The organism is Pseudomonas extremorientalis, from assembly GCF_024584605.1.
Taxonomy (GTDB): Bacteria; Pseudomonadota; Gammaproteobacteria; order Pseudomonadales; family Pseudomonadaceae; genus Aquipseudomonas; species Aquipseudomonas extremorientalis.
Window position 1 is genome coordinate 5,571,529 of sequence record NZ_CP089519.1, and the last position, 25,235, is coordinate 5,596,763.

Below are 25,235 nucleotides of genomic sequence, written 5' to 3' on the forward strand. Positions count from 1 at the left end.
ACTAATCATAAGGCCTGTAGGAAGCTGTACGTTTTTTGATCAGGCGTTTTCACTCTCGTCGGGTAGAATGCTCGGCTAATTTATGCGAGCGCAGCCCATGCCCGATACCCCTCCCCCACACGTCATCATCATCGGCGGCGGCCCTGCCGGATTGACGGCCGCCGAAGTCCTGAGCCAGGCAGGCGTAAGGGTGGACCTGTACGACGGCATGCCGTCCGTGGGGCGCAAGTTCCTGCTGGCCGGCGTGGGCGGCATGAACATCACCCACTCCGAGGCGTACCCGGCGTTTCTGTCGCGCTATGCCGAACGTGCGCCGCACATGGCGCCACTGCTGCGTAGTTTTGGGGCCGAGGCGTTGTGCGAGTGGATTCATGGCTTGGGGATCGAGACCTTTGTCGGCAGCTCGGGCAGAGTGTTTCCTACAGATATGAAAGCCGCCCCGCTGCTGCGCGCCTGGCTCAAGCGTCTGCGCGACCAGGGCGTGGTTATCCACACCCGGCATCGTTGGGTAGGCTGGAATGCCGAGGGCGACTTACTTATCCACAGCCCCGAAGGCGAAAAAACGGTCCGCAGCGATGCCGTGCTGCTGGCGCTGGGCGGCGGCAGTTGGTCGCGCCTGGGCTCGGACGGTGCGTGGCTCCCGTTGCTGGCGGATCGCGGCGTGCCCTGCGCCGTGCTGCAACCGAGCAACTGCGGTTTCGAGGTGTCAGCCTGGAGCGAATTGATGGTCAGCAAATTCGCTGGCGCGCCGTTGAAAAACGTCGCCATCGGGCTGGGGGACGACAAGCCTCGGCTGGGCGAATGCGTGATCACCGCTACCGGCATCGAAGGCAGCTTGATCTACGCGCTGTCAGCGCCGATTCGCGAAGCGATCAACCGCGACGGTGCGGCCACCGTGCATATCGACCTGTTGCCGAGCAAGCCGCTGGACAAGGTCCTGGCTGCCCTGGCCAAGCCGCGTGGTTCGCGCTCGATGAGCAAACACCTGCACAGTCAGTTGGGGTTGGAGGGGGTCAAAGCGGCACTGCTGCGCGAGTTGGCGCCGGCTGAGCACTTCAACGATCCGGCGAAGTTGGCGGTGGCGATCAAGGCGCTGCCATTGACGTTGGTGAAGACACGGCCGATGGATGAGGCCATCAGCACCGCAGGCGGCGTGCCATTTGAGGCGCTGGATGAGCGCTTGATGCTCAAGCAGTTGCCGGGAGTGTTTTGTGCGGGGGAAATGCTGGATTGGGAGGCGCCGACCGGGGGGTATTTGCTGACGGGATGTTTTGCCAGCGGCCGGGCGGCTGGGCGGGGGATGTTGGAGTGGCTCAATCGCTGATATTGCGGTGAATTCAAAGCCGCCATCGGGGTGTAGAACCGTAGACATCGTTTACATCTGAAACCGGGGACATCGTTTACACATTTGAGGCTTGGACGCGGGTCATACCTCGTCCAAGCCTCCCCAAGGGATAATCACACAGGTACAAATCCCAGACATCATCCTCAGCTTCTTTAAGACCTATCCTTTCTCCGGATAGGGCCTCGCTGACAAATACCAACTTGCCGTTCCACTTGATCGATCCATCCTGCCTGACGCTTCGCACCCGCATTTCTGCCGGATACTCCACATCGGGCAAGCACCCTGGGTACAGTCGGGTAGATGGCACGTACACATCTCCCGGACGTTTCATACCAAGCGCTTCATGAGGGCGTACGTAATTGAACTCATGCCGGAAATGCTCCAGCAAAAGCTGCTGCTCCACCAAGTTGCTCCCTAGCGGTAGCTCAAGTTTCAGGCTGCGATGCATTCGTTCGTGTCGACCATTCTGGGCAGGTCTTCCCGGCATGGTTCGCTCGGGATAGATACCTAAACGGATCCACCAAACGGCCAGTGTGGATATCCTCGCCAGGCCAGGAGAGGCGAAAGGGACTCCGTTGTCAGAGCGAATGACTTCCGGCATGCCGTAATCCTGAAAAAGCCGCTCAAAGGTTTGTTTTACAGGCTGGGTCATGATTTTAGGATGAGCCCTGCACGCCAGAATCAAACGGGATGCATGGTCTGTAACCGTCAGCGGGAAGCAAAGCTGGGCGTTGAGCATCTTGAATTGCCCTTTGTAGTCCACGCACCAGGTTTTGTTGGGGTCATTGGCCTCTCGCATTTCAATATGGGAGGTACCGTGCCGACGCTTGAACCGCCGTTTGCTGACCAGCCCAAGTCGGTCAAGCCATTGGCCGGCTGTACTGGGAGACGGCCAATCGATAGAGGGATCTTCAATTCGCAATAGCTCAATGAGCTTCTTTGGCCCCCATTTATCGTGGGCTTCCTTCATGGCCACTACGCGAGCCAGGATCTTATCGTCGGTCTTGTTGGGGCTGTTATGAGGTCGCCGAGAAACCTCGGCTAACGACTTCAAATCGCCGTTATGCCGAGAAATCCATTTGTCTACGGTAGGTCGACTGACACCGAAGCGGCGGGCCAGCTGGCTTTTCGTGAAGTTACCCGAAAGCCAGTCAGCAACCAGCTTGATTCGTTGGTTCATGGGGGACTCTTGGTTCCAGGGCATGATCAGTTACCTCCTGATCATGCGTATTAACCTGTAAACCATGTCCCCGGTTAGAAATGTAAACGATGTCCCCGGTTTGTACCGGGGCAAGCCCCCTCCCACATTTGACTGTATTCACAAATCAAAGTGTGGGAGGGGGCTTGCCCCCGATGAGGCCATCAGCCGCGCTGAAGAACTTACTTCTTCTTGCGTGGCCCGGTATTAAAAACGGGCACCTTGCGCACCGGCTTGATCGAAGGCTCCGCCGGCGTCACTTCACCGCTGTCCACCCACTTGCCCAGGTTGCGCTTACCGCCACCACCGGACGTTTTAGGCTTCTTCGGTTTCTTCGGCTTCTTCACCACCTGCCCGCTGGCGTCGGTGTCCGGCACGCGGTGCTCCGGTTCGAAGTCCGGCTCCATCTTGCGGGTCAGGGTCTGACGCGTGAGCATCTCGATGGCCGACAGCATGTTCACTTCATCGGCACACACCAGGGAAATCGCCTCACCGGTATTGCCCGCACGCCCGGTACGGCCGATTCGGTGGATGTAGTCTTCAGCCACGATCGGCAAGTCGAAGTTGACCACCAGCGGCAAGTCTTCGATGTCCAGGCCACGGGCAGCCACATCAGTGGCTACCAGGATCTGCACTTCACTGGATTTGAAACGGTCCAGCGCACGTTGGCGGGTCGCTTGAGGCTTGTCGCCATGGATGCCGTCGGCATTGATGCCCAGGCCCTGCAACTTATCCACCAGCGCATCCACGCCGTTACGGGTCTTGGCGAACACCAGCACCTGCTTCCAGCGGCCTTTGCGCATCAGGTGCACAAACAGCTCCGGCTTGCGCTTCTTGTCCACCGGCACGATCCACTGCTTCACGGTGTTGGCAGCAACATTGCGCGGGCTGACTTCGATGCTCAGCGGGTCGTTGAGCATCTGCCCGGCCAGCAGGCGGATGTCATCGGAGAAGGTCGCGGAGAACAGCAGGGTCTGGCGCTTTTTCGGCAGCATGCGGTAGATGTTCGCCAGCTCTTCCGAGAAGCCCAGGTCGAGCATGCGGTCGGCTTCGTCGAGCACCAGGGTTTGCAGTTGGTTGAGCTTCAGCGCGTTCTGGCGGAACAGGTCGATCAGGCGACCGGGCGTGGCGACCAGAATGTCGACGCCCTTGCGCAGCTTCATCATCTGCGGGTTGATGCTCACGCCGCCGTACACCGCGTAGGTGGTGAGTGGCAGGTGTTGGGCGTACTCGGCGACGCTGGCGTGCACCTGCTCGGCCAGCTCGCGGGTCGGGCACAGGATCAGCGCACGCGCCGAGTTGGCGGCGACTTTCGGCCCTTCCATCGTCAACAGTTGCAGGAGCGGCAGGGCGAAACCGGCGGTCTTGCCGGTACCGGTCTGGGCCGCGGCCATCAGGTCGCGACCGGCCAGCACTGCCGGAATGGCTTGCGCCTGCACCGGCGTCGGGGTCTGGTAGCCAAGCGTCTCAAGGGCGCGCAGCAAGGGTTCGATCAGGCCAAGGGTGGCGAAAGTCATGTGTTTACCGTAGGAAAAATTCAGCGCAAGGTCGCAATGCGCCGCAGTTTACCTTATTTCCGGCTTGGGCTTGCGCCACTGGGGCAGGCTGATCAGCAGGACGGCGCTAATGATCACCAGCATGGCCAGGGCTTCTTCCAGGCCGATGGTCTCGCCCACGAACACAATCCCCAGCAATACCGCCACCGCCGGGTTGACGTAGGCATAGCTGGTCGCCGCCGCCGGGCGTACGTGCTTGAGCAGGTACATGTAGGCATTGAAGGCGATGATCGAGCCGAATACCGTCAGATAGGCCAGGGCCAACCAGCCTTCCAGCGGCGGCGCGGCCTGCAGGCGTTCACCGGATAGCGCGCTGACGAACAACAGCGCCACACCGGCGACCAGCATCTCCGCAGCACTGGCCATCGCGCCCTGGGGCAACGGCAATTGCCGGCTCCACACCGAACCAAACGCCCAGGAAGCCGCCGCCACCAACAGCAACACAGCACCCATCGGGCTCGACTGCAACGTGCTGCCCATATTGAGCATGGCGATGCCGATGATCCCCAGAATCACCCCCGCCCACTCCAAGCGAGTGTTGCGCGCGCCCCAGAAATATCCACACAGCAAGGTGAACAACGGCACCGTCGCCACGGCCAGCGCCGCCACGCCGGACGACACCCCCATGTGTTCCGCCACGCTGACACCGCCGTTGCCCACGGTGAGCAGCAAAAGACCAATCATCCCGGCTGCTTTCCACTGCGGCCACGTCGGCGCCGGCACCCCACGCCAGCGCAGGAAGCCATACATCAACGCCCCCGCCGTGCAAAACCGAATCCCCGCCAGCAACAACGGCGGCCAGTACTCAACGCCGATGCGAATCACCAGATAGGTGGACCCCCAAATCACATACAGCGCAAAAAAAGCGGCGATCAACGGTAAGGGAAAGCGACGTGGGCCAGGCATTGGGCAGCTCTATGGCAGGAGATGGGAGGCTTATTCTAAAAAGACAGGTCGTTAAACATAAGTTACAAAACCTGTTTAAAACGCCAATACACTTTTCAAAGCACGGTTGTGAAGGCTATAAACCGTGCTTTCGAAAGTCACGTGCAACCGGAGCCTTATCATGGACAAATACGACCGCATGCTCCTCAGCGCCCTGCTCGAAGACGGCCGCGCGTCCTACGCGCAACTGGCCCGCACGGTAAACCTCTCCGCCCCTGCCGTCGCCGAACGCGTGGCCAAATTGGAGGCCAGCGGGGTGATCACCGGGTATCAGGCCAAGGTGGATTTATCCAAGGTGGGGTTGCCGATCCAGTGCGTGATTGAACTGCGGTTGACCAATCATGGCAGTCAGAAGGTGTACGACGCGCTGGCGGAAATTCCCGAGCTGACAGAATGCCATCGGGTGACCGGCGACCCGTGCGTGATCATGCAGGCGGCGGTGGGGTCGATGCCGGAGTTGGAGAGCTTGATCAACCGCGTGGCGAAGTTCGGGTTCAGCAAGACCTCGATTATTTTGTCGAGTGCGATAGAGCGACGGGTGCCGTTGGGGCAGTTGGAGGGGAGTACTAAGTAAGTCAAGTGGGGGCATGCGCCCCCCTTAAACTCACCTCAACAACCAGTTTTCACTAAGCATCAAGTTTATTTCTTGCATAGCTACTGACTTTCTCTCGAAACAGCTGATAGGAGGGCAGGTCTCGAACCGGACCGGCAGGATCCAGATCTACTGTCAGACGAGCCCGCATCTCGGAAAATCTTTTTTTGAACTTGCTCAACCTCGCACCTTGAGTTCCACTCGCCTCACAGAGGGCATCCATCAATATCTGCTTTGTATCACGTGCATCTTCAAGTCTCCGAACGGACGGAATACAGCCGATGGCTCCACGGTAAGACGCGTTTCCCGCCACACGTTTTATTGCGTTCACGTCTGCGAGCAGCCAAGTTTCTAGCATGGTAACTGGAACCACCGATATAACTCTCTCCAATTCCAACACACCTACGCTCGCTTGAGAAACTTCAAGTTCTCTAACTGCCACGCCGACGTTATCAGCATCACGATGCACAAATATTACGTCTGCATGAGGATAATATTTCGCCAGCGCCACCAACTTATCACGAACGGAGCGTCCTATAGCGGGCCTAAACATACCCAAATCAGGAACCTCACCACTGACCTCTGAAAACCCCTCTTCGATTAGTATTGTTTGTATATGCTCTACCAGCCTCAAATCCGAAGAGCCTTCCCCAGTGAGAACGAACCTTATCTTCATATGCAAAAACCCCAGGATTTACTCTTCAAATTCCATAGAGATTTGACTATCCGGCGGCAGAGCCAGATAAGCAATAATCGATCCTTTATCAATGCATTCAGAACCAGATTTAAAACGCCAGCTTTCGCGCAAGCTTTTACAGCGAATCGTAGACGCCGGCGTTCCATCCGGCCCCAAAACCTTTACGACATCTGCATATATCAAATCATCTGGAGACTCTAGCTTCACTAAAACTGGGGAGTGAGTAGCAATCAATATTTGCCTCATTGGATTATCTTCCCCTACTGGATAGCTGGTATCAACAGCCAGTTCCTTAAGCAACGCTAACATCGCTCCCATTTTTGCAGGATGGATACCATTCTCGGGCTCTTCGAAACAAAGAAGTCCTTTGAAATCCGGATCCTCGGCCATAATACATAGAGCCATGAATCTAAGAGTTCCGTCGGAAAGAGCTCTTGCTGGTAAAAACGCACCAGAGCGCTCTTTGACCTCAACAGTGAGCAATTGCCTAACTTGATCTACATCGACTCGCACATCAGATGTAGGAACAATTTCAGAAAGTCTACTCGCTATACGCGAATAGACATTCTCGTCTTTACGATATAACTTATGTAATGCGGCAGCCAAACGACCGCCATCAGCACCGACACTTGCGTCTTCGTGCATTTTGTTTGAACGTCGCATCGCTGTCGGCTCTAGAGAAAGGAATCTCCAAGATTGCATTTCTCTTCTAGCTGCCAAAATCGTTGGCCAAACAGCACTATTCGTGTTCGCGACAACCGTTTTAGGAATGTACCTAGCGGGAATTTTCTGAGGTTGGCCACTACTCCCACCATCCTGATGAAGGTGAATCTCCACAATCCCATCATCTACCTTTTGAGTAGAAATGAAACCTGCACCTTTTCTTTTATTCAAAACAACATTATCACGAAACTGTGAAACACTTAGCGGAAAATGCAAAGACTTGGTAGCCTCCCCCTTATTTATATGCACAAGCGTTTCACGCGAAAGATACAACCCCAAGGAGCCAGACTTCTCCTCTAGAGGATCCCTAGCAATTTCGACCTCATAACGCAAAAATGTTGAAGTTGCTTGAGCCTTACGGCCAAAATCATCAACTATATCCAGCGGAACAATCATCTCCACAGCCAACTTTAAACTTTCGACTCGATACTCACCATTTGTCCAAAAAATATCTAGCGGATCAGTAGATTCGGAATCCCGAACTGCCAATGCCGCCTCTACGATAGACTTGTCACTTAACAGCGAGAGGAACTTAATAGCATCAAATATATTTGATTTTCCTACGCCATTCAGACCAGCAATACAGTTAAATGGACCAAGTGACACAGAAAAATCTAAAAGATTTTTGAAACCATGAGCTTCGAGTTTGGTAAGCATGATAGCTCTCTATAATCGAGCAGCGACTAATTTATACCGAGTATCTTTGATGTGATCGCCAGACTCAAGAGATGGATTGGCTTCTTTTTCACTTAATACTGCCCCGTGGCTGAATGACGTGTAAGGCCCTACCAGCGTATGAGATTTTCTCACTCACCCGCAGGATTAATTACACAGCACTGATGCTGTGGATGACCAGCAAGACCGATCCCTTTCATTTGCGGGAAGTTTCCTAGAGAATTCCACAGCCTTGTTTCCATTGAGCCATGTGGCTAGTCTCGCTATGTCATCGAATATCCGGTGACCGGACGTGCAAGTCCGATCAGTGGAAAATGCGCAAAAGCCCTACCATCCAACGCCTGCTTTATCAGGCGGATGAAGGCGCAACAGCGGGCCGTGATGCATTTAGTAGAGATGGCCAAGGGTGTAGTGGATCGGGCATTGGCCTGTGTGCAGCCTCGCTAAACACCGCAGAACCCATGTGGGAGGGGGCTTGCCCCGATGGCAGTGTGTCAGCCAATACATCTGTAGCTGTCAGACCGCTATCGGGGGCAAGCCCCCTCCCACATGTTGAGTTTCACATTCAGAGCCCAGTGTTCTGGAGCGTGTGGCGAGGTCAGAACCCGCGATGTTTCTTCAAGTGTTCATTGATCTTCGCCGCCGGCACTTTCTGCAAGGTGCACAGCAGGTCGTGGGACAGTTCGCGCAGGCCGTGGGTACGGCGCAGCTCCTGAGCCAGGTGCGCCGTGAGGTTGGCCGCCATCTCCGCATCCGCCAGCGCCCGGTGAGCCTGGCCGGTGTGGGGCAGTTGAGCGAAGGCGTTCAACGTGCCGAGCTTATGGTTTGGCGCCGACGGCATCAGGCGTCGCGCCAATAACAGAGAACACGCAAACTTCTGCAAACGCGTGCGGCGGATCAAGCCCAATTCGTAATCCCAGAACTTCTGGTCGAACGCAGCGTTGTGCGCCATCAGCGGCGTAGTCCCGACGAACTCATTGACCTCGTTCATCACCCGCTCCGCCGGCGGCGCGCTGCGCAGCATGGCGTTGCTGATGCCGGTGAGTTGTTCGATGAACGCCGGCACGTGCACGCCGGTTTTCATCAGGCTCTGGTAGCGGTCCACGATCTGGCCACGCTCAAGGATGACCACCGCGATTTCCGTGGCACGGCAACGGCTGCTCGGGGTGATGCCGGTGGTTTCAAAGTCGATGACCGCTATACGTTCCAAACCTGTTCCAACTCCATCTGAAGATCTATTTAAGCAACAAAGCGCCTTCGATCGGCACGTAGCGGCTGGCGGCGCGTATCAATGAATTGGCCGTCAGCCCCGGTACGCCATAGGCCACGGCCTCGACGCCATGCTTGTGGATAACCCGGTCGAGCAGCATGTCGAAATCACCGTCGCCGGAGGCCAGCACAATTTCATCGACGTGGTCGGCGGCGTCCATGATGTCGAGGGTGATGCCCACGTCCCAGTCGCCCTTGGCCGAGCCGTCGCTGCGCTGGATGTAGGGCTTGAGTTTTACCGTGAAGCCCAGGTTGCGCAGGATCTGCTGGAATTGCTGCTGCTTGCTGTCGCCACGGTCGATGGCATAGGCGTACGCCTCGACGATCTGCCCGCGCGCGCTGATGTCAGCCCACAGCGCGGCGTAGTTGAAGTGGCAACCATAGGCCTGGCGGACGGTGTAGTAGAGGTTTTGCACATCGGCGAACACTGCAATTTTCTTCACCGCACTTCCTCATGACAGCCAGGCGCCAGGGCCCGGAAAGGGTGCAAGTATGCCAGCCGCGAGAGGGTTGCCGGGAAAAATCAGACCGGGGCGACGCAGCGCCCCGGGCCAAGGTAGGTCAGACGAAGGAATCGTCGTCGCCGAAGGAGGAAGAATCGTCGGAATAATCGCTGTCGGCAAAGCTGTCCGAATTGTTGCTGCCCCAGCTGTCGTTGCCGGCGTACTTCTGGTCATCATTGCCCCAGTTGCCGTTGTCACTGGCAGGCGCTGGCTCCTCACGAATGATTTCTTCCACGACTTGCGGCTGTTGCGAATTGTGGTTGAACAGGCTGCTGATGCCTTCGGCCAGCAATACACCACCGGCCACGCCGGCTGCGGTTTTCATCGCGCCGCCAAGGAAGCCGCTGCCCACCGGAGCGGCTGGAGCAGGCTGTTGATAATTCTGCTGCGGGGCAGGTTGGCTGAACCCAGGCCGCGCCGGTTCGCGCCAGCCGCCACCAGAAGAAGGCGGTGCACTTTGAGCCGGCTGCTGATCACGGGAACCACCGCCGCCAAAGATGCTCGACAGGAAACCGCCGCTGCTCGCCGGAGCAGGCTGCGCGGATTTGGCCCTCTGCAGTTCATCCTGCAATTGCTGGATCTGCTGCGCCTGCTGCTTGTTCTGCGCGTCGAGGCTCTTGAGCGCATGTTCCTGCACCAGGATCGACTGGGTCATGTAGTACCCGGCCGCCGGTTGGCGCGTCATGTGCTCCTTGATCCGCGCTTCGGCCTGGGCGTCGCGGGGGGCTGAGTCCGTTTCGGCTTGTTGCAACCGTGAAAACAGTCCATCGATCAGGGTTTGCTCTTCGCTGTTCATGGCGACCTCGTTAGATTGCCGGTAGAAATCGTGGTGTGCCTGTCATCAGGCGCCGCTCTAGTTATGGGGGTGTTACGAGTTGTTTCAATGGTCTTTACTCAAGGTTTACGTTTGCTCACCGCCGGTGATGATCGGTTAAAGTGTTGCCCTTGCTTTCAGGCCTGCGATGAACTTGATGAATCCGTTAGACGTGCTGCGCGACTCCTTCCGTTTCACCCAACGCAACCTGGGCGCCATCGTCCAGTTGTGCTTGCCGTTGGTGATTTTCGAAGCCCTGCTGCAACAGGTGCTGAATCACGTGGTGGGCGAGGATGCATTCCCCGGCTACAGCGTGGTGGTGGGGTTGCTGGTGTACCCGCTGTACACCGGGGCCTTGATCCTGTTTCTGGATGCCCGCACCCGTGGCGAGTCGCCGCGCACCAAGGATGTCTGGGCCATGGCCCTGACCCTGTGGCCGCGCTTTGCCCTGCTGACGGCCATGAGCACACTGCTGATCCTGCTGGGGCTGTCGCTGTATTTCCTGCCGGGGCTGTGGCTGATGGTGGTGCTGGCGTTTGCCGAGTACCTGCTGGTGCTGCGCGGCATGCCAGCGCTGGAGGCGATGAAGGAAAGTTTCCGCCTGAGCCGTGGGCATTTCTGGCGGATCCTGGTGTGCCTGCTGTGTGTGATGACGCCGTTGTGGCTGCTCAAGGGCGCCAGCGTAGCGGCCTACCCCGAGCCCGCGCCGCTGCTGGGCCTGTTACTGGACAGCGCCCACAGCTTCCTGCAGCTGTTTACCAGCGTGGTACTGTTCCGTTTATTCATGCTGATCGGTGGCGATGCCGACGCGCGGTGATATGCTCCGTGCCACTTCTGAAACGCTATAAGCCGAGCCGATGACCCGTTTATTGCGCATCACCTTGCTGAGCCTGCTGATCATCGCGGGGCTGTTTGCAGCCATGGTCTACAGCCTGACCTGGCGTCCCGAGCCCAAGGAAACCCTGCCGGTGAGTTGCGTTGCGCCCCGTGCGCCCACGCTGCTGCCGGGGCAGGCGCTCAAGGTCATGACCTGGAACGTGCAATACCTTGCCGGCAAGAACTACGTGTTCTGGTACGACACGGCCGATGGCAGCGGCCCGGATGATCGGCCTACCGTGGAAGACATGGCCGCCAGCCTTGACGAAGTGGCGCGGGTGATCCGCGACGAACAACCCGACATCCTGCTCTTGCAGGAGCTCGACGAAAACGCCAAGCCTTCCCACTATCAGGACCAACTGGCCCTGCTGCAAGAACGCCTGGTCGACCTGTACCCATGCAGCGCCCAGGCCTTCGACTGGAAAGCCGACTTCGTGCCCGATTGGCATATCTTCGGCAGCGTCGGCCGCAAGCTCGCGACACTCAGCCGCTATCAGATCGAACACGCCGAACGCCTGCAATTGCCGGCGTCCGAGGCCAACATCCTCAGCCGCCAGTTCCAGCCCAAGCCGGCCTTGCTGCTGACTTACCTGCCCCTGAGCGACGGCGGCCAACTGGCGGTGCTCAACACACGCCTGGACGGTGACGCCCCAGGGCGCAGCGCGGTATTGGAACAAGTACAGACCACGGTCAAGCTGCTGGATAAATTCGAAGGGCGCGGCACGCCCTGGCTGATCGGCGGGGATTTCAACCTGCTGCCCCTGGGCCAATTCCTGCGCCTGGACGCCGGCAAGCGCGGGCAGTATTCGCCGGACAGCGAGCTGCATCTGCTGTGGGACAAATACCCGATGGTCCCGAGCAACAGCCAATCCAGCGGCATCGACCGTGAGAAGTGGCTGACGCACTTCCCCAACGACCCCAGTGTGGAAGGGCCGGACCGAACACTGGATTACCTGTTCTACAGCCCGCAGATCAAGCGGGTCGAAGCGAAAGTGCGGCAGGAAGATACCTTGCGCATTTCCAACCACCTGCCGGTGATCGCCCGGTTCCTGCTACCCCCCGCGCCATAACCAACAACACAAACCCATGTGGGAGGGGGCTTGCCCCCGATTACAGTGTGCCAGCCAATACCTCTCTAGCTGACAGACCGCTATCGGGGGCAAGCCCCCTCCCACATTTGGAGCCTGTGGTGTTACGACTTGCGGGGCTTGATCCGCGCCGTTGCCTCGGCCACCAACGGATCATCCGGCCAGTAATGCTTGGGGTAGCGCCCCTTCAGATCCTTCTTCACCTCGGCGTAGGTGCTGCGCCAGAAGTTCGCCAGATCCTGGGTGACCTGCACCGGCCGTCGCGCTGGGGACAGCAGGTGCAGCTTCACCACCTGGCGCCCACCGGCAATGCGCGGGGTGTCGGCCAGCCCGAACAACTCCTGCAAGCGCACCGCGAGGATCGGTGGCTGTTCGCTGTAGTCCAGCCGCACCGACGAGCCCGACGGCACTTTCACATGCTGCGGCGCCAGTTCATCGAGACGCTGGGGCAGCGGCCACGGCAGCAGGTTGTGCAGGAAACTGGAGATATCCAGGTTGGCGAAATGACTCAGGCGCGACACTTTGCCCAGGTAGGGCATCAGCCAGTGTTCGAGGCTGGCGAGCAAGGCACTGTCGCTGATATCCGGCCATTCACTGGTTTTGCCGGCGTCAAGGTGGCGCAGCAGCATGACGCGGGCCTGCCATTGGCGCAGTTCCGGCGTCCACGGCAGCAGTTCCAGGCCTTTGCGACGCACCAGGTTGACCAGTGCCTGACTGCGCGCGGACTCATCGAGGCCGGTGAGGGGTTCGCGGCTGAGCACTAACTCACCAACTTTGCGTTGGCGCTCGGCGCGCAGCACGCCTTCGCGCTCATCCCAGTCGAGTTGATCGACGTTGCGCACTTGTTCGGCAAGCACCGTGTCGAACAGCGCCGGGTCAAAATCCGCCGCCAGGTAGATGCGCTCTTCACGCTGGCCCTGGCGGCTGCCCAGGTCGGCGATGACCAGCCAGGGTTGTTTCATCAGGCTATCGGCCTCGGCGAACAGCGCCGCGCGTCCATTGGCCAGGCGGTACTCGGCACCGCCTGGGCAACGTTGCTGGGCGACACGGTCCGGGTAGGCCAGTGCCAGCAAGGCGCCGAGCCAGCGCGGATGATCGGGGTCGGCCACTGCTTGAGTCGCCTGCGCTCTTAAATAGCCGCGGTATTGCCGGGCCAACTGCCTGGCCCGTTGCACGCCGCCTTGCGTACCGCGCGAGCGCTCTTCACCGGACAGCAGCGCCAGGCGACTGTGCAAGTCCGCACCGCCGCCGCGCAAGATATCGCGCTCGCCCAACAGCGCGGCGACATCGCACGCGGTGCTTGCCAGCCCCAGGTCCTGCCCGCGCAACAGCAGATGGGCGATACGCGGGTGGGCCGGCAGTTCGGCCATTTTCTGGCCGTGGGCGGTGAGTGCGTCGTCATTCAATGCACCGAGGCGCACCAGCAAATCCTGGGCCTGGGCATACGCGGCGGTCGGCGGCACATCCAGCCACACCAATTGATTGGGTGTAACGCCCCAGCGCGCCAGCTGCAGGGCCAGGCCGGTCAGGTCGGCGGCGAGGATTTCCGCACTGCCGTAGGCGGCCAGGCCTTCATGCTGGTCTTCGGACCACAGGCGATAACACACGCCCGGCTCAAGGCGCCCTGCCCGACCGGCGCGCTGGGTGGCGCTGGCGCGGGAGATGCGCTGGGTGTCGAGGCGAGTCATGCCGCTGCCCGGGTCGAAACGCGGTACGCGTGCCAGCCCGGCATCGATCACCACGCGCACGCTGTTAATGGTGAGGCTGGTCTCGGCAATGTTGGTCGCCAGCACGACTTTGCGTTTACCGGCGGGCGCCGGGTCGATGGCGGCGCGTTGAGCGTTGAGGTCCAACTCGCCATGCAGCGGACACAACAGCACATCGGGGCGCCCGCCGAGGACGTCGACCAGTTGCTGGTGGACCCGACGAATTTCTGCCTGCCCTGGCAGGAAGACCAGCACGCTGCCGGTTTCGTCGTGCAGGGCTTCGAGGATGGTTTGCACCACCCGCGGTTCGATGAATTCACCGGGCTGATAAGGGCGGCCCCAGCGCATCTGCACCGGGAACATGCGGCCTTCACTGCGCAGGATCGGCGCGTCATCCAGCAGGCTGGCCAGACGCTCGCCTTCCAGAGTGGCGGACATCAGCAGGATCTTCAGCGGTTGCTCATCGCGAAACAGTTCGCGGCCGTTGAGGCTCAGGGCCAGCGCCAGGTCGGCGTCGAGGCTGCGCTCGTGGAACTCGTCGAAGATCAACAGGCCCACACCGTCCAGCGCCGGGTCGTCCTGCAGACGGCGGGTGAGGATGCCTTCGGTGACCACTTCGATACGGGTGTCAGGGCCGACTTTGCTGTCCAGGCGGATGCGATAGCCGACCGTTTCGCCGACCTTTTCACCCAGCTCGCTGGCCAGGCGCTCGGCCGCGGCACGGGCGGCCAGGCGGCGGGGTTCGAGCATGAGAATGGTCTGCCCGGCCAGCCAGGGCTCGTTCAACAACGCCAAAGGCACACGGGTGGTTTTACCGGCGCCGGGCGGTGCTTCCAACACGGCTTCATGGCGATTCGCCAAGGCGTCACGCAGCGCGGGTAAAACTTCATCGATCGGCAACGAATTCATACTGGCTCCAAAGCAGAGCGGCGAGTATAACGGCGAACTGCCGAATGCCGACGATGGTCTCAAGGCCATTGCTGTAAGGCCGTTGCTATATAGTCGCGTATCCACCGTGTTCAGGAGAGTCCCCATGCGTATCGCTTCCCGTGTCATCGGCGGTGTCCTCGCCGTCACCCTGCTGAGCCAACTCACCGCCTGCGGGTCGATTTTCTACCCCGACCGCCGTGGCCAGATCGACGGCAAGATCGACCCGACCATTGCCGTGCTCGACGCCGTGGGCCTGCTGTTCTATGTGATCCCCGGCCTGATCGCGTTCGGCGTGGACTTCGCCACCGGCGCCATCTATTTCGAACCGGGCAAGACTGCCCAGGTCGACCCGGCCAAACTCCACGACGCCATTGGCGCCGACGGCAAGGTCGACAATGCCAAGCTGCAAAGCATCATCCAGAAGGAAACCGGCCGCAGCCTGCCGCTGGACGACCCGCGCATGATCCAGTTCAAAGGGAGTGTGCAGCAACTCGCGTCCCTGGGCCTGCAACCCGCCGCATAAGGACCGTCCATGACCAGCAGTCCCGAACACGCCAGGCTCTTGCGCCTGGCCACCCGCGCTTCGGTGGGCGTGGCCTGTGCGCTGATTATCACCAAGGCCATCGCCTGGTGGCTCAGCGGCTCGGTGAGCATGCTCGCCGGCTTGACCGATTCGCTGTTGGACGGCGTGACCTCGCTGTTGAATTTGCTCGCGGTGCACTACGCCCTGCGCCCGGCCGATGACGATCACCGCTATGGGCATGGCAAGGCTGAGTCGCTGTCCGGCATGGCCCAGGCGCTATTCATCGGCGTCAGTGCGGTGTTGATCGCGTTCCAGGCCTACCAGCGCCTGCAACACCCGGAGCCGGTCGGCGCACCGTGGCTGAGCATTGGCGTGATTGTGTTTTCCCTGGTCCTGACCGTGGCCTTGTTGATGCTGCAACACCGGGTGATCCGCGAAACCGGCTCCAACGCCGTGCGCGCCGACTCACTGCACTATCGCTCGGACCTGCTGCTCAACGGCAGCATCCTGGTGGCGCTGGTGCTGGCAGGGTTTGGCTACCATCAGGTGGACGCCTGGTTCGGCCTGGGCATTGCCGCCTATATCTTGTGGAGCGCGATCCAGATCGCCCGGGAAAGTTTTGCGGTACTGATGGACGAGGAGCTGCCGCCGGAGGTCAGCCAGCACATGCTGGAACTGGCCCGTGGTGTGCCCGGAGTGTTGGGCGCCCATGATTTGCGCACGCGGATTTCCGGCAGCCACTGGTTCGTACAGTTGCACTTGGAATTGCCGGGGGAATTGACGCTGTCAGTGGCCCACGGCATCAGCGACCAGGCCGCCGATGCCATTCACAAAGCCTACCCGCGTGCCGAAGTGCTGGTGCACGCCGACCCACGGGAAGTGGTCACGGGCAATAAACCCTAGTACTGCACCTGATAGCCGCGACTGCTCAGGCAGTTGCCCTGGGCCTGGCGATAGGTTTGCACCACTGCCGGGTCGGGGGCGTAGGTCACTTGCTGCGGGTCGAAACCGCTTTGCTGCACCGCCCAGCGATAGCAGTCATAACCGTCCTGCTGCACCTGGGCCGGCGATTGGCCGTTGACGGGGTACGCCACCACGTCATAGCCATTGCCTTGCGGCGCGGGCGGCGGCGGCACCTGCGTCGGTGGTTGCACGACCACGTACTGCTGGGAGCTGCTTTCGTAGGTGTAATAGGCACCTGCGGCGAGGAAGAACAGCGCGCCGCCCACCCACACTTCACGCGCGTAGTCCGGCAGGTAATGCACACGGATGCCGTACGGTGGCGTCACCACCACATAACGCGGGCCTTGCGGGCGATACCAATAGCCGCCGGAGTAGAAATAATCCTGGCCACGGTAAGGCACACGGTAGTTGCGGTCGGGGAAACGGTCGATCACATAGCCTGGGCGATGTTGAGGGCCGGGGCCCCAGCCATTGCCATGACCGTCGGGGCGCCCTGGCCAGCGGTTGTCGCCGGGACGCGAGCCGGGCCCGCCGGCTTCCCAGTGTTGATTGCCGTCATTGCGGCGCGGGATGTCGCGGTAGTAGCCCTGACGGGGCTCCTGGGTCTGGCGTACGGTGTCGGGGCGGCCCTGGATCGGCAGGTTGTTCGACGGTTGTGGCGGTGGGGGTTGCACCGGCCGCCCCTGCTCATTGCCCTGGGGACGTCCCTGCCATTGGCCGCCACCGTTCTGGCCGCCGCGATCAAAGTGCTGATTCTGCGGGCGTGGCTGATTGTTTTCCGGCCGTGGCGGGTTGCTCTGCGGGCGCGGCTGTTCATTGCCCCCTGGCCGTCCGCCCTCCGGCCCTCTTTCATGCTGACCACCGCCTTCACCACGCGGCCCGTTGTCACGTTCGTCGGCCACTGCCTGGGCGCCAACGGTGACCACCAGCAAACCTACACCTGCCATACGCCAGATGCGCTTCATGCTATTCCTCACTGCGGATTAGGGCCTGTCCATGAGACTGGAAAAGCCAGGCCCGGTTCTCGCACAGGTTATCAGCAGGCAAAAGAAAAGGGGCGACCCGTCGGCCACCCCTTGAGAACTTCGTCCTGGCTCAACGCTTTTGACGTTGGCTCACCTCACGCCGTCTTGTGGACAGTGTGCAGCCTGGAGGCCGGCTCAACCCTGCTGGGGTAGCGGCCGCAGCGAGCCTGATTGGGCGGGCTGCTGTGGACTGTTGTCCAGGCGGTGATTCTGTTGATAAAGATACCCGTAGGCGCCCGACGGATGATTGCGAAGATTGCGTCAATAAACAGTGCTTGCGCAATTTTTAACCCTTCATGGATAATTCGCCGCAATAGTTACGACAAAGGCCAACCCAATGAGCAAGCTTGACCGATACGACCTGAGTATTTTGGCGGAATTGCAGCGCGACGCGAGGATCTCCAACCAGGAGTTGGCCGAACGCATCGGCCTGTCGCCGTCGCCCTGCTCACGCCGGGTCAAGCAACTGGAGGATGACGGCTACATCGCCCGCCAGGTCGCGTTGCTCGACCGAAAGATGCTCGGCCTGAGCCTGACCGCCTACGTGCTGATCGGCATGGACCGCCATACCCCCGAGCGTTTCGAGAATTTCGAGGCGGCGATCCGCACCCTGCCCCAGGTGCTGGAGTGCAGTTTGGTGACGGGGATGGATGCGGACTATCAGTTGAAGGTGGTGGTGCCGGACATGGACCACTACCAGAAATTGCTGCTGGGGCATTTGACCCGTATCGAAGGGGTGACCAGCGTGCGCTCCAGCTTTGTGCTCAATCAGGTATTGAACAGCACCGAACTGCCCCTGACCCACCTGCGCACTTAAGATCGGTGAAGGTCAAATGTGGGAGGGGGCTTGCCCCCGATGGCTGAGTGTCAGTCAGTTATTTATCAACTGACCCACCGCTATCGGGGGCAAGCCCCCTCCCACATTTGGATTGCACTTCGATCCAGGTCAATGTTGCGTCGGTAACGCTGCCGTATACTGCCCGCCTGCCCTGTCGGAAAAATCCCCCATGAACAACATCGACCCCGCCCTCTTCGAAGAATGGATGATGACCGGCCTGGTCACGATCCTGATCATTTTCATGGGCTTTATCGTCTGGGACCTGGCGAAGAAGTCCAAGGCCGGGCGCTTTGGCTCGTTCATTCTGTTCTTCGTGCTGGGCCTGGGCGTGGCCGCGTTCATCATCAAGAGCGTGGTGATCGGCCTGATCGAGTCCGGCGCGTTATAAGCGCGCCGGCACTTCCTTCCACTGGCCTTGGTCCAGGCCGTCGATCGACCAATCGCCAATCCGCACGCGCACCAGGCGCAAAGTAGGCAAACCGACAGCAGCGGTCATGCGCCGTACCTGTCGGTTGCGCCCCTCACGAATGACCAGTTCCAGCCAGTGCGTCGGGACGCTTTTGCGAAAGCGCACGGGCGGGTTGCGCGGCCACAGCTCGGGCTCATCCAACTGCCGAGCCTCGGCGGGCAAGGTCATGCCGTCGTTCAGTTCGACGCCTTTGCGCAGGCGTTGCAACTGTTCTTCGGTGGGTTCGCCTTCCACCTGCACCCAGTAGGTTTTCGCCAGCTTGTGTTTGGGATCGGCAATCCGTGCCTGCAACTGGCCGTCATTGGTCAGCAGCAGCAGGCCTTCGCTGTCACGGTCCAAACGGCCCGCCGGGTAGATGCCGGGAATATCGATGAAATCCTTGAGCGTCGCGCGGCCGCCTTCGTCGCTGAACTGAGTCAGCACATCGAACGGTTTATTGAACAGGATCAACTTCGGTTCGGCCGGAGGCGCCTTGGCGACACGCCGCGCAGCGGAATACGGGGGTTTCACGCCAGGGCGGCGCGAATCGGGACGGGTGGGACGGGACATGGCAAAGGAACATCTAACGGTCAGGACCGACAATGCTAGTGGCCTGACCGTTAAATGACCATCCCAACCGCTTAGCGGAACGGCGGCTCGTCGAAGCTGCGCAGTTTGCGCGAGTGCAGCGAGTTGAGTTCGGTGCGCAACAGGTCCACCGCCTCGATGCCGATCTTCAAGTGCTGGCTGACCGCACGCTCATAGAACGCGTTGGCCGAACCCGGCAGCTTGATTTCGCTATGCAGCGGTTTGTCCGATACACACAACAAGGTGCCGTACGGCACCCGCAAACGATAGCCTTGCGCGGCGATGGTGCCGCTCTCCATGTCCACGGCCACGGCGCGGGACAGGTTGATCAGTGGGCGTTCCTGGGCCCAGCGCAGTTCCCAGTTACGGTCGTCGTAGGTCAACACGGTGCCGGTACGCAGGCGTTTTTTCAGCTCTTCGCCTTTTTCGCCGGTAACGTTAGCCGCCGCTTGCTGCAACGCAAGCTGCACTTCAGCCAGCGCCGGGATCGGGATGTTCGGCGGCACCACGCGGTCGAGAATACCGTCGCGGCGCATGTAGGCGTGCGCCAGTACGTAGTCGCCGATGGTCTGGGATTGGCGCAGGCCGCCGCAGTGGCCGATCATCAGCCAGCAATGCGGACGCAGCACGGCCAGATGGTCGGTGATGTTCTTGGCGTTGGACGGGCCGACGCCGATGTTCACCAGGGTCACGCCATGGCCATCAGTGGCCTGCAGGTGATAGGCCGGCATCTGGTAACGGTGCCACACCACACCGGCGGCAATTGCCGACGCCTCACCGTGATCCATGCTCTTGTCGATCACCACGTTGCCCGGCAGCACCATGCGGATAAAGCGCGGGTCGCTGCGCAGTTGCTCCAGGCCATGCAGGATGAACTGGTCGACATACCGGTGGTAGTTGGTCAGCAGGATCCACGGCTGCACATGGCGCCAGTCGCTGCCGGTGTAGTGCACCAGGCGGCGCAGGGAGAAGTCCACGCGGGCCGCATCGAACAGTGCCAGGGGCAGTGGGTCGGTGTTTTCCCAGTCGTACAAGCCGTCGGCGATGCCATCGGTGGCGGCCGACAGGTCGGTGCTGGGGAATACACGGGCCAGGGTCGCGGCGGTCACGCCGGAACCGGCCAGTTCGTCGCCCTGCTCCACCACGTACGGGTACGGAATGTTCTGCTGGCTCACGCCGACTTCCACGGTCACGGTGAAGTCGTGCATCAACGGCACCAGTTGCTCCAGCAGGTACTTACGGAACGCTGCAGGATGGGTGACGGTGACGCTGTAGGTTCCCGGCAACTGGACCTTGGCATACGCCCGGGTGGTCTGTGGGACTTCACCGTGGCAGTGGTAGGTCAGGCGCAGTTCCGGGTAGCGAAACAGCGCACGTTGTTCGGCGTCGGGCTCGACGCGATCTTTGAGGTATTGCTTGAGGGCTTGATTGAGCGCGCCAGTGGCACGCTCATGCAGGGCCGCCAGCCGGTCCACGGCTTCTTCAGCGGTTTGAACGACAACAAAAGCTTCGGTCACGGTAAGCATCCTGTGTTCTGACTTGCAGGCCTTTATCTTGCCTGTATCCCGGCCTCACCGAAACACCAGAGTTGGAATGCGGTAAACATGTGGGGGGGGCTTGCCTCCGATAGCTGACTGTCAGCCAACACATCTATCGCTGACACACCGCTATCGGGGGCAAGCCCCCTCCCACATGTTTACCGCATTTTAGTCCGATAGATTGGGGGTGGAGCGGGCGATGAGAGCCTCCACATCTACGCCGCGTGGCAAGGTTCCATACACACGGCCAGACGAGCCACCCAACCGACTGGCAATAAACCCATCACTCACCGCCGCATTCCCCGCCTCCAGCAACAACTTGGCCTGCAATGCCACGGCGATGTCTTCGGTGAGTTGCCGCGCACGGTACTGGATGTCCTGGGTGTCCATGAATGCCGACTTCAACTGCTCGATATGCCGCGCCAGCTGCCGGTCGCCGTGCCCATCGCCCAGTTCGACAAACAGTGCCTCCAGCACGCCCGGCTCTTTCGACAACGCCCGCAGCACGTCCAGGCACTGCACATTGCCGGACCCTTCCCACGTCGAGTTCACCGGTGCCTCGCGGTACAGGCGCGGCAGAATGCTGTCTTCGACATACCCCGCGCCGCCCATGCACTCAGCGGCCTCGTTGATCATCGCTGGCGCACGTTTGCAGATCCAATACTTGCCCACCGCCGTCACCAGCCGGGCGAACTTGGCTTCCTGTTCATCGTCCAGATGATCCAGCGCCCGGCCCATGCGCAGGCTCAGGGCCAGTGCGGATTCGCTTTCCAGCGCCAGGTCCGCCAGCACGTTCTGCATCAACGGCTGCTCGCTGAGCACGCGGCCGCCGACCGAACGATGGGCACAATGATGGCTGGCCTGGGTCAGCGCCTGGCGCATCAGGGCGCTGGAGCCGACCATGCAATCGAAGCGAGTCATGGCGACCATCTCGATGATGGTCGGCACGCCACGACCTTCTTCGCCGATCATCCAGGCCAGGGCGCCACGGAATTCCACTTCGCTGGAAGCGTTGGAGCAGTTGCCGAGTTTGTTTTTCAGGCGCTGGATGTAGAACTCGTTGCGTGTGTCATCCGGTCGGTGCCGGGGCAGCAGGAAACAGGTGAGGCCCTTGTCGGTTTGCGCCAGGGTCAAGAACGCATCACACATCGGTGCCGAACAGAACCACTTGTGGCCCACCAGTTCATAAGCCTGCCCTGGCCCGCCGGCGCCCACCGGATATGCCCGGGTGGTGTTGGCACGCACATCGGTGCCGCCCTGCTTCTCGGTCATGGCCATGCCGATGGTGGCACCGGCCTTGTGGGCGATGCCAACGTTGCGCGAATCGTATTGGGTGCTGAGGACTTTCGGCAGCCAGATATCGGCCAGGTCAGGCTGCAAACGCAGCGTCGGCACACAGGCGAAGGTCATGGTCAGCGGACAGCCGGTGCCCGCTTCGGCCTGGCTGTGCAGGTAGGTCATGGCGGCGCGGGCCACGTGGGCGCCGGACTGCGGATGGGCCCAGGGCAGTGACGGCAGGCCGTGTTCGACGGCGGTGCGCATCAGCTCGTGATAAGCCGGGTGAAATTCCACGAGGTCGATGCGACGACCATAACGGTCATGGCTGTTGAACACCGGCTTGTTCTGGTTGGCCAGGAACCCGGCTTCCATCAACGGCCCGCCCGCCAACACACCGTAGGCATCGATACGCGCCTGCGCCCAGCCGGCGCCAAAGCGGCGCGACCATTCCTGCAGGGGCAGATCGATACGGTACAGGTTGGTGCCGTCCAGGGACGGCGGCTGGTTGGTGACGTCGTGGGTTTCGGCAAATTGATGCAGTTTCATGACGGGCCTCCAAGAAAAAAGGCCACGTTCAGTTGAGGCCTGCATTTCAGTTAAGCACCGTCATACCGCTTAAAAAAGTGACATACCCGCCGATTGTCCGGCGCTTTTGCCCTCTAACGGACACAACAACCGACGCTCCAATACCACCTGCAACGCCTCGAAACGTACAGGCTTGGCCAGGCGCTCGGAAATCCCGATGCCATGGCAGCCCTCGCGCTCCGACACATTCGGTGACGAGCTCAAGGCGATCACCGGTAATTCGCCGCAGCCAGGCAACGCACGAATCTGACAGCACAACGAGAAACCGCCTTCTGGAACATCCAACAGCACTGCATCGAAATCCGCTGCCTGCAACGCCGCCAACGCGCTCGGGCCGCTGTCCACGGTTTTCACCCGGTAACCGAGCTTGAGCAACATACCGCGCACCGCCAATTGGCCGACGCTGTTGTCATCCACCAACAGCACCGAGCATTCCTGGGGCGCACGTTGTTTGTCCGGTCCAGGCTTTGACTCGGACGGGACCGGGCTGACCTCCACTTCCAGCTGAAAGCGGCTGCCTTTGCGCGGCTCGGAATGATGGGTGAGGCGCCCGCCCAGCAGTTCGACCAGTTGCCGGCAGATGGCCAGGCCGATGCCCAGGCCGCCGTACTCGCGAGTGGTGGAGCCATCCAGCTGGAAAAAGCGCTGGTACAGGGTGGCTTCATCAAGGAAAGCAAAGCCGATCCCGGTGTCGGTGACGATAAAACTCAGGCGAAGGCGACCATCGCTGTGGGGCACACCGACCACCCGCAGGCGCACCGAACCTTCGTGGGTGAACTTGAAGGCGTTATCCAGCAGGCAATCGAGGCACTGCAGCAGTTTGTCGGCATCGCCCAGCACGCGGTCCGGCAGCTCGTCCGCCACATCGATGGAAAACGCCAGGCCCTTGCTCTGGGCGCTGGCGCTGAACTGCTGGCGCAAGGTGTCGAGCGTACCGCGCAGGCTGAACACCTCGGGCCGCGCAACCAGGCGCCCGGCCTGCAACTCGGTGAGGGTAAGGATGCCGTTGACCATGCGCATCATGTCCCGCGCCGAGCCGGCGGCGGTTTGCTGGTACTGCGCCAGGTCCGCATCCAGCGGCACGGTTTGCATGAGTTCGAGGGAGCCGATCACGCCGTTCATCGGGGTGCGCAGTTCGTGAGTCAGGGTGGCGAGGAATTCATCCTTGAGACGGTTGCTGCGGGCTAATTGGAGGTTGAGCACTTCGAGCTTCTGGCTGGCATCGAACAGGATCTGCGCCTGTTGCTCACGCATTGCGTTGATGCGGTCGGCCAGGGCCAGGGACAACAACGCTACTTCGATCGCCGAACCGATCTGGCTGGCGTACATGGTCAGGAACACATTCGGCAGGTAGCCCAGCACCATCAGGGTATTGACCACCCCGCCGAGCAGGAACGCCGACCAGGCAATGATGAAATAGCGCGCCACCCGCTGCCCGCAATACCAGGCCTTGATGGCCGCGACAAAGATGGTCACGGTAAATACCAGCGCCAAGCCGGTGGCCAGGCGCAGCGCCAGGGCGTAGCTGGTCATCAACGACAGCAGCATCACCACACCGCCACACGCCACCAGCCCCAGCAATAGACGGTTGATCCAGCGGCTGTGCTGGGCCGTGTGCAGAAAGCTGCGCGCAAACAGGCTGCCGAACAACGCTGCCGAGCCAATCAGGAACGGCGTCGCGGCATTCGCCCACCAGGGATTGTCCGGCCAGAAGTACTCCACTGCCGCGCCGTTGACCGACAGCTGGTACATGCCGAATGAAGCGATATACAGGATGTAATAGAGGTAGCTGGTGTCGCGCACGCTGAGATAGATGAACAGGTTGTACACCAGCATGCCCAGCAACACGCCGTAGATCAGGCCCAACACATACAGGCGCAGCGGCTGTTGTTCCAGGTAGGCGGTGCTGGACCACAGCGTCAAGGGCGCCTGGATCGAGCCTTCGCTTTGCAGGCGCAGGTAGACGGTTTTCGCTTCGCCCGGCGTGAAGTCGAGCTTGAACAGGTAGTTGTTCTGGCGAATCTCACGGGCGGCAAACGGCAGCGCATCCCCTGTGCGCCCGGCGAGGCGATAGGTGCCTGTGCTGTCGGGCAGGTACAGGTCCAGATGGTCGAGCGGCGGGTAGGCCAGCTCCAGCAACCAGGTGCGTTGGGCTTCAGGATTCTGAGGCAGGTAGTGCAGATTGACCTTGAGCCAGAACACCGAACGTGAGTAACCGGCGTTGAGCGTGTCTTTATCGTGGGGCTTGAACTGCGTGACGGCAGAGGGTGCGCTGACATCGGCGATCGTGAGGGCATCGGTCGGGTCTTCGAGCACTTGCAAGGCTCGACCCAGCGGCAGGCTGCGCGTGTCCTGGTTGAACTCGATGGCGCTGGCGAGCAGCGGCAGCCCGCACAACAATAAAATCAGCAAATAGCGCATAGAGCCCCAGCGTGGCCTGCCCGGTTATGTCAAAAAGCCCCCCATTCCTTTTGAGAAGACGTACACCGGCAATACAGTTAGTAGTTTGGATCCACTCTAGCATAGCCACTA

22 protein-coding genes and 1 pseudogene are annotated in these 25,235 nt (G+C 60.5%); 9 read left to right on the top strand and 14 right to left on the bottom strand.

Annotated features, from left to right (window positions below):
* Positions 1-97: 97 nt before the first annotated feature.
* The gene (locus LUU92_RS25190) at positions 98-1,324 is read left to right on the top strand and encodes a TIGR03862 family flavoprotein (protein WP_257102804.1); all 1,227 of its coding nucleotides are present in this window, start codon (positions 98-100) and stop codon (positions 1,322-1,324) included.
* A gap of 76 nt (positions 1,325-1,400) precedes the next feature.
* Here the strand turns inward: LUU92_RS25190 and LUU92_RS25195 are convergent, their stop codons facing one another.
* The 3 genes from LUU92_RS25195 to yedA all read right to left on the bottom strand — a co-directional run bounded on the left by LUU92_RS25195 (position 1,401) and on the right by yedA (position 5,005).
* Positions 1,401-2,549 (bottom strand): integrase core domain-containing protein, encoded by a 1,149-nt coding sequence (locus LUU92_RS25195; RefSeq protein ID WP_371322026.1) that lies wholly within the window; start codon positions 2,547-2,549, stop codon positions 1,401-1,403.
* A 176-nt stretch (positions 2,550-2,725) separates the two neighbouring features.
* Positions 2,726-4,060, bottom strand: coding sequence for an RNA helicase RhlE1 (rhlE1, locus tag LUU92_RS25200; RefSeq protein WP_071489925.1), 1,335 nt, complete (start codon positions 4,058-4,060; stop codon positions 2,726-2,728).
* 48 nt (positions 4,061-4,108) lie between these two features.
* Positions 4,109-5,005: a drug/metabolite exporter YedA gene (gene yedA, locus LUU92_RS25205; protein ID WP_092248213.1), complete on the bottom strand. Its 897-nt coding sequence runs from the start codon at positions 5,003-5,005 to the stop codon at positions 4,109-4,111.
* Positions 5,006-5,165: 160 nt separating this feature from the next.
* Here yedA and LUU92_RS25210 point away from each other — a divergent pair, with 160 nt between their 5' ends.
* Positions 5,166-5,618: an Lrp/AsnC family transcriptional regulator gene (locus tag LUU92_RS25210; protein WP_222540472.1), complete on the top strand. Its 453-nt coding sequence runs from the start codon at positions 5,166-5,168 to the stop codon at positions 5,616-5,618.
* A 52-nt stretch (positions 5,619-5,670) separates the two neighbouring features.
* Here the strand turns inward: LUU92_RS25210 and LUU92_RS25215 are convergent, their stop codons facing one another.
* Complete coding sequence (locus LUU92_RS25215; protein WP_222540473.1) at positions 5,671-6,312, bottom strand: hypothetical protein; 642 nt, start codon at positions 6,310-6,312, stop codon at positions 5,671-5,673.
* A gap of 18 nt (positions 6,313-6,330) precedes the next feature.
* A complete protein-coding gene (locus LUU92_RS25220) occupies positions 6,331-7,713 on the bottom strand; it encodes an AAA family ATPase (RefSeq protein WP_222540474.1) in 1,383 nt (460 codons plus the stop codon).
* A 375-nt stretch (positions 7,714-8,088) separates the two neighbouring features.
* Here LUU92_RS25220 and LUU92_RS25225 point away from each other — a divergent pair.
* Positions 8,089-8,178: pseudogene (locus LUU92_RS25225) on the top strand (DUF3077 domain-containing protein); the annotation flags it as partial.
* Between the two features lie 151 nt (positions 8,179-8,329).
* Here the strand turns inward: LUU92_RS25225 and LUU92_RS25230 are convergent.
* The 3 genes from LUU92_RS25230 to LUU92_RS25240 form a co-directional block, all read right to left on the bottom strand.
* Positions 8,330-8,941 carry a 3'-5' exonuclease gene (locus LUU92_RS25230; RefSeq protein WP_092248204.1) on the bottom strand — a complete coding sequence of 204 codons (612 nt, stop codon included), beginning with the start codon at positions 8,939-8,941 and terminating at the stop codon, positions 8,330-8,332.
* 25 nt (positions 8,942-8,966) lie between these two features.
* A complete protein-coding gene (locus tag LUU92_RS25235; protein WP_025858209.1) occupies positions 8,967-9,443 on the bottom strand; it encodes a LabA-like NYN domain-containing protein in 477 nt (158 codons plus the stop codon).
* Positions 9,444-9,561: 118 nt separating this feature from the next.
* A complete protein-coding gene (locus LUU92_RS25240) occupies positions 9,562-10,299 on the bottom strand; it encodes a DUF2076 domain-containing protein (protein WP_068932002.1) in 738 nt (245 codons plus the stop codon).
* 175 nt (positions 10,300-10,474) lie between these two features.
* On the opposite strand from LUU92_RS25240, the gene LUU92_RS25245 reads away from it, so the two are divergent.
* Positions 10,475-11,134 carry a DUF7847 domain-containing protein gene (locus tag LUU92_RS25245; protein WP_071490028.1) on the top strand — a complete coding sequence of 220 codons (660 nt, stop codon included), beginning with the start codon at positions 10,475-10,477 and terminating at the stop codon, positions 11,132-11,134.
* Positions 11,135-11,174: 40 nt separating this feature from the next.
* Complete coding sequence (locus LUU92_RS25250; RefSeq protein ID WP_257102806.1) at positions 11,175-12,263, top strand: endonuclease/exonuclease/phosphatase family protein; 1,089 nt, start codon at positions 11,175-11,177, stop codon at positions 12,261-12,263.
* A 122-nt stretch (positions 12,264-12,385) separates the two neighbouring features.
* Here LUU92_RS25250 and hrpB read toward each other — a convergent pair whose 3' ends face one another.
* A complete protein-coding gene (gene hrpB, locus LUU92_RS25255; RefSeq protein WP_257102807.1) occupies positions 12,386-14,896 on the bottom strand; it encodes an ATP-dependent helicase HrpB in 2,511 nt (836 codons plus the stop codon).
* A 124-nt stretch (positions 14,897-15,020) separates the two neighbouring features.
* Between hrpB and pmcY the strand changes: the two genes are divergently transcribed.
* Together pmcY and LUU92_RS25265 are read left to right on the top strand one after the other, a co-directional pair.
* Positions 15,021-15,440 carry a periplasmic Zn2+ metallochaperone PmcY gene (gene pmcY / locus LUU92_RS25260; RefSeq protein WP_071489917.1) on the top strand — a complete coding sequence of 140 codons (420 nt, stop codon included), beginning with the start codon at positions 15,021-15,023 and terminating at the stop codon, positions 15,438-15,440.
* Between the two features lie 9 nt (positions 15,441-15,449).
* Positions 15,450-16,343 (top strand): cation diffusion facilitator family transporter, encoded by an 894-nt coding sequence (locus tag LUU92_RS25265; RefSeq protein ID WP_071489916.1) that lies wholly within the window; start codon positions 15,450-15,452, stop codon positions 16,341-16,343.
* On the opposite strand, the gene LUU92_RS25270 is transcribed toward LUU92_RS25265, so the two are convergent.
* Positions 16,340-17,368, bottom strand: a complete 1,029-nt coding sequence (locus tag LUU92_RS25270) for a DUF6515 family protein (protein ID WP_071489915.1) — start codon at positions 17,366-17,368, stop codon at positions 16,340-16,342. The genes LUU92_RS25265 and LUU92_RS25270 overlap by 4 nt on opposite strands.
* Before the next feature lie 397 nt (positions 17,369-17,765).
* Between LUU92_RS25270 and LUU92_RS25275 the strand changes: the two genes are divergently transcribed.
* Positions 17,766-18,245, top strand: coding sequence for an Lrp/AsnC family transcriptional regulator (locus LUU92_RS25275; protein WP_003194418.1), 480 nt, complete (start codon positions 17,766-17,768; stop codon positions 18,243-18,245).
* Between the two features lie 199 nt (positions 18,246-18,444).
* Positions 18,445-18,654: a DUF2788 domain-containing protein gene (locus LUU92_RS25280; RefSeq protein WP_025999909.1), complete on the top strand. Its 210-nt coding sequence runs from the start codon at positions 18,445-18,447 to the stop codon at positions 18,652-18,654.
* Here the strand turns inward: LUU92_RS25280 and LUU92_RS25285 are convergent.
* The 4 genes from LUU92_RS25285 to LUU92_RS25300 form a co-directional block, all read right to left on the bottom strand.
* Entirely contained in the window at positions 18,649-19,284 is a 636-nt protein-coding gene (locus tag LUU92_RS25285) for a pseudouridine synthase (RefSeq protein ID WP_071489914.1), read from the bottom strand. The genes LUU92_RS25280 and LUU92_RS25285 overlap by 6 nt on opposite strands.
* 71 nt (positions 19,285-19,355) lie before the next feature.
* Complete coding sequence (gene amn / locus LUU92_RS25290; protein ID WP_161630243.1) at positions 19,356-20,828, bottom strand: AMP nucleosidase; 1,473 nt, start codon at positions 20,826-20,828, stop codon at positions 19,356-19,358.
* A gap of 180 nt (positions 20,829-21,008) precedes the next feature.
* The gene (locus LUU92_RS25295) at positions 21,009-22,664 is read right to left on the bottom strand and encodes an acyl-CoA dehydrogenase family protein (RefSeq protein WP_257102808.1); all 1,656 of its coding nucleotides are present in this window, start codon (positions 22,662-22,664) and stop codon (positions 21,009-21,011) included.
* Positions 22,665-22,733: 69 nt separating this feature from the next.
* Positions 22,734-25,124 carry a hybrid sensor histidine kinase/response regulator gene (locus LUU92_RS25300; RefSeq protein ID WP_071489912.1) on the bottom strand — a complete coding sequence of 797 codons (2,391 nt, stop codon included), beginning with the start codon at positions 25,122-25,124 and terminating at the stop codon, positions 22,734-22,736.
* Positions 25,125-25,235 lie beyond the last annotated feature (111 nt).

Coding starts and splice junctions, on each gene's coding strand:
- LUU92_RS25250 (WP_257102806.1), top strand. CDS start 11,175: ATGACCCGTTTATTGCGCATCACCTTGCTGAGCCTGCTGATCATCGCG.
- LUU92_RS25240 (WP_068932002.1), bottom strand. CDS start 10,299: ATGAACAGCGAAGAGCAAACCCTGATCGATGGACTGTTTTCACGGTTG.
- LUU92_RS25215 (WP_222540473.1), bottom strand. CDS start 6,312: ATGAAGATAAGGTTCGTTCTCACTGGGGAAGGCTCTTCGGATTTGAGG.
- LUU92_RS25210 (WP_222540472.1), top strand. CDS start 5,166: ATGGACAAATACGACCGCATGCTCCTCAGCGCCCTGCTCGAAGACGGC.
- pmcY (WP_071489917.1), top strand. CDS start 15,021: ATGCGTATCGCTTCCCGTGTCATCGGCGGTGTCCTCGCCGTCACCCTG.
- LUU92_RS25270 (WP_071489915.1), bottom strand. CDS start 17,368: ATGAAGCGCATCTGGCGTATGGCAGGTGTAGGTTTGCTGGTGGTCACC.
- LUU92_RS25265 (WP_071489916.1), top strand. CDS start 15,450: ATGACCAGCAGTCCCGAACACGCCAGGCTCTTGCGCCTGGCCACCCGC.
- rhlE1 (WP_071489925.1), bottom strand. CDS start 4,060: ATGACTTTCGCCACCCTTGGCCTGATCGAACCCTTGCTGCGCGCCCTT.
- hrpB (WP_257102807.1), bottom strand. CDS start 14,896: ATGAATTCGTTGCCGATCGATGAAGTTTTACCCGCGCTGCGTGACGCC.
- LUU92_RS25245 (WP_071490028.1), top strand. CDS start 10,475: ATGAATCCGTTAGACGTGCTGCGCGACTCCTTCCGTTTCACCCAACGC.
- LUU92_RS25190 (WP_257102804.1), top strand. CDS start 98: ATGCCCGATACCCCTCCCCCACACGTCATCATCATCGGCGGCGGCCCT.
- LUU92_RS25195 (WP_371322026.1), bottom strand. CDS start 2,549: ATGCCCTGGAACCAAGAGTCCCCCATGAACCAACGAATCAAGCTGGTT.
- LUU92_RS25275 (WP_003194418.1), top strand. CDS start 17,766: ATGAGCAAGCTTGACCGATACGACCTGAGTATTTTGGCGGAATTGCAG.
- amn (WP_161630243.1), bottom strand. CDS start 20,828: ATGCTTACCGTGACCGAAGCTTTTGTTGTCGTTCAAACCGCTGAAGAA.
- LUU92_RS25220 (WP_222540474.1), bottom strand. CDS start 7,713: ATGCTTACCAAACTCGAAGCTCATGGTTTCAAAAATCTTTTAGATTTT.
- LUU92_RS25300 (WP_071489912.1), bottom strand. CDS start 25,124: ATGCGCTATTTGCTGATTTTATTGTTGTGCGGGCTGCCGCTGCTCGCC.
- LUU92_RS25285 (WP_071489914.1), bottom strand. CDS start 19,284: ATGTCCCGTCCCACCCGTCCCGATTCGCGCCGCCCTGGCGTGAAACCC.
- LUU92_RS25295 (WP_257102808.1), bottom strand. CDS start 22,664: ATGAAACTGCATCAATTTGCCGAAACCCACGACGTCACCAACCAGCCG.
- yedA (WP_092248213.1), bottom strand. CDS start 5,005: ATGCCTGGCCCACGTCGCTTTCCCTTACCGTTGATCGCCGCTTTTTTT.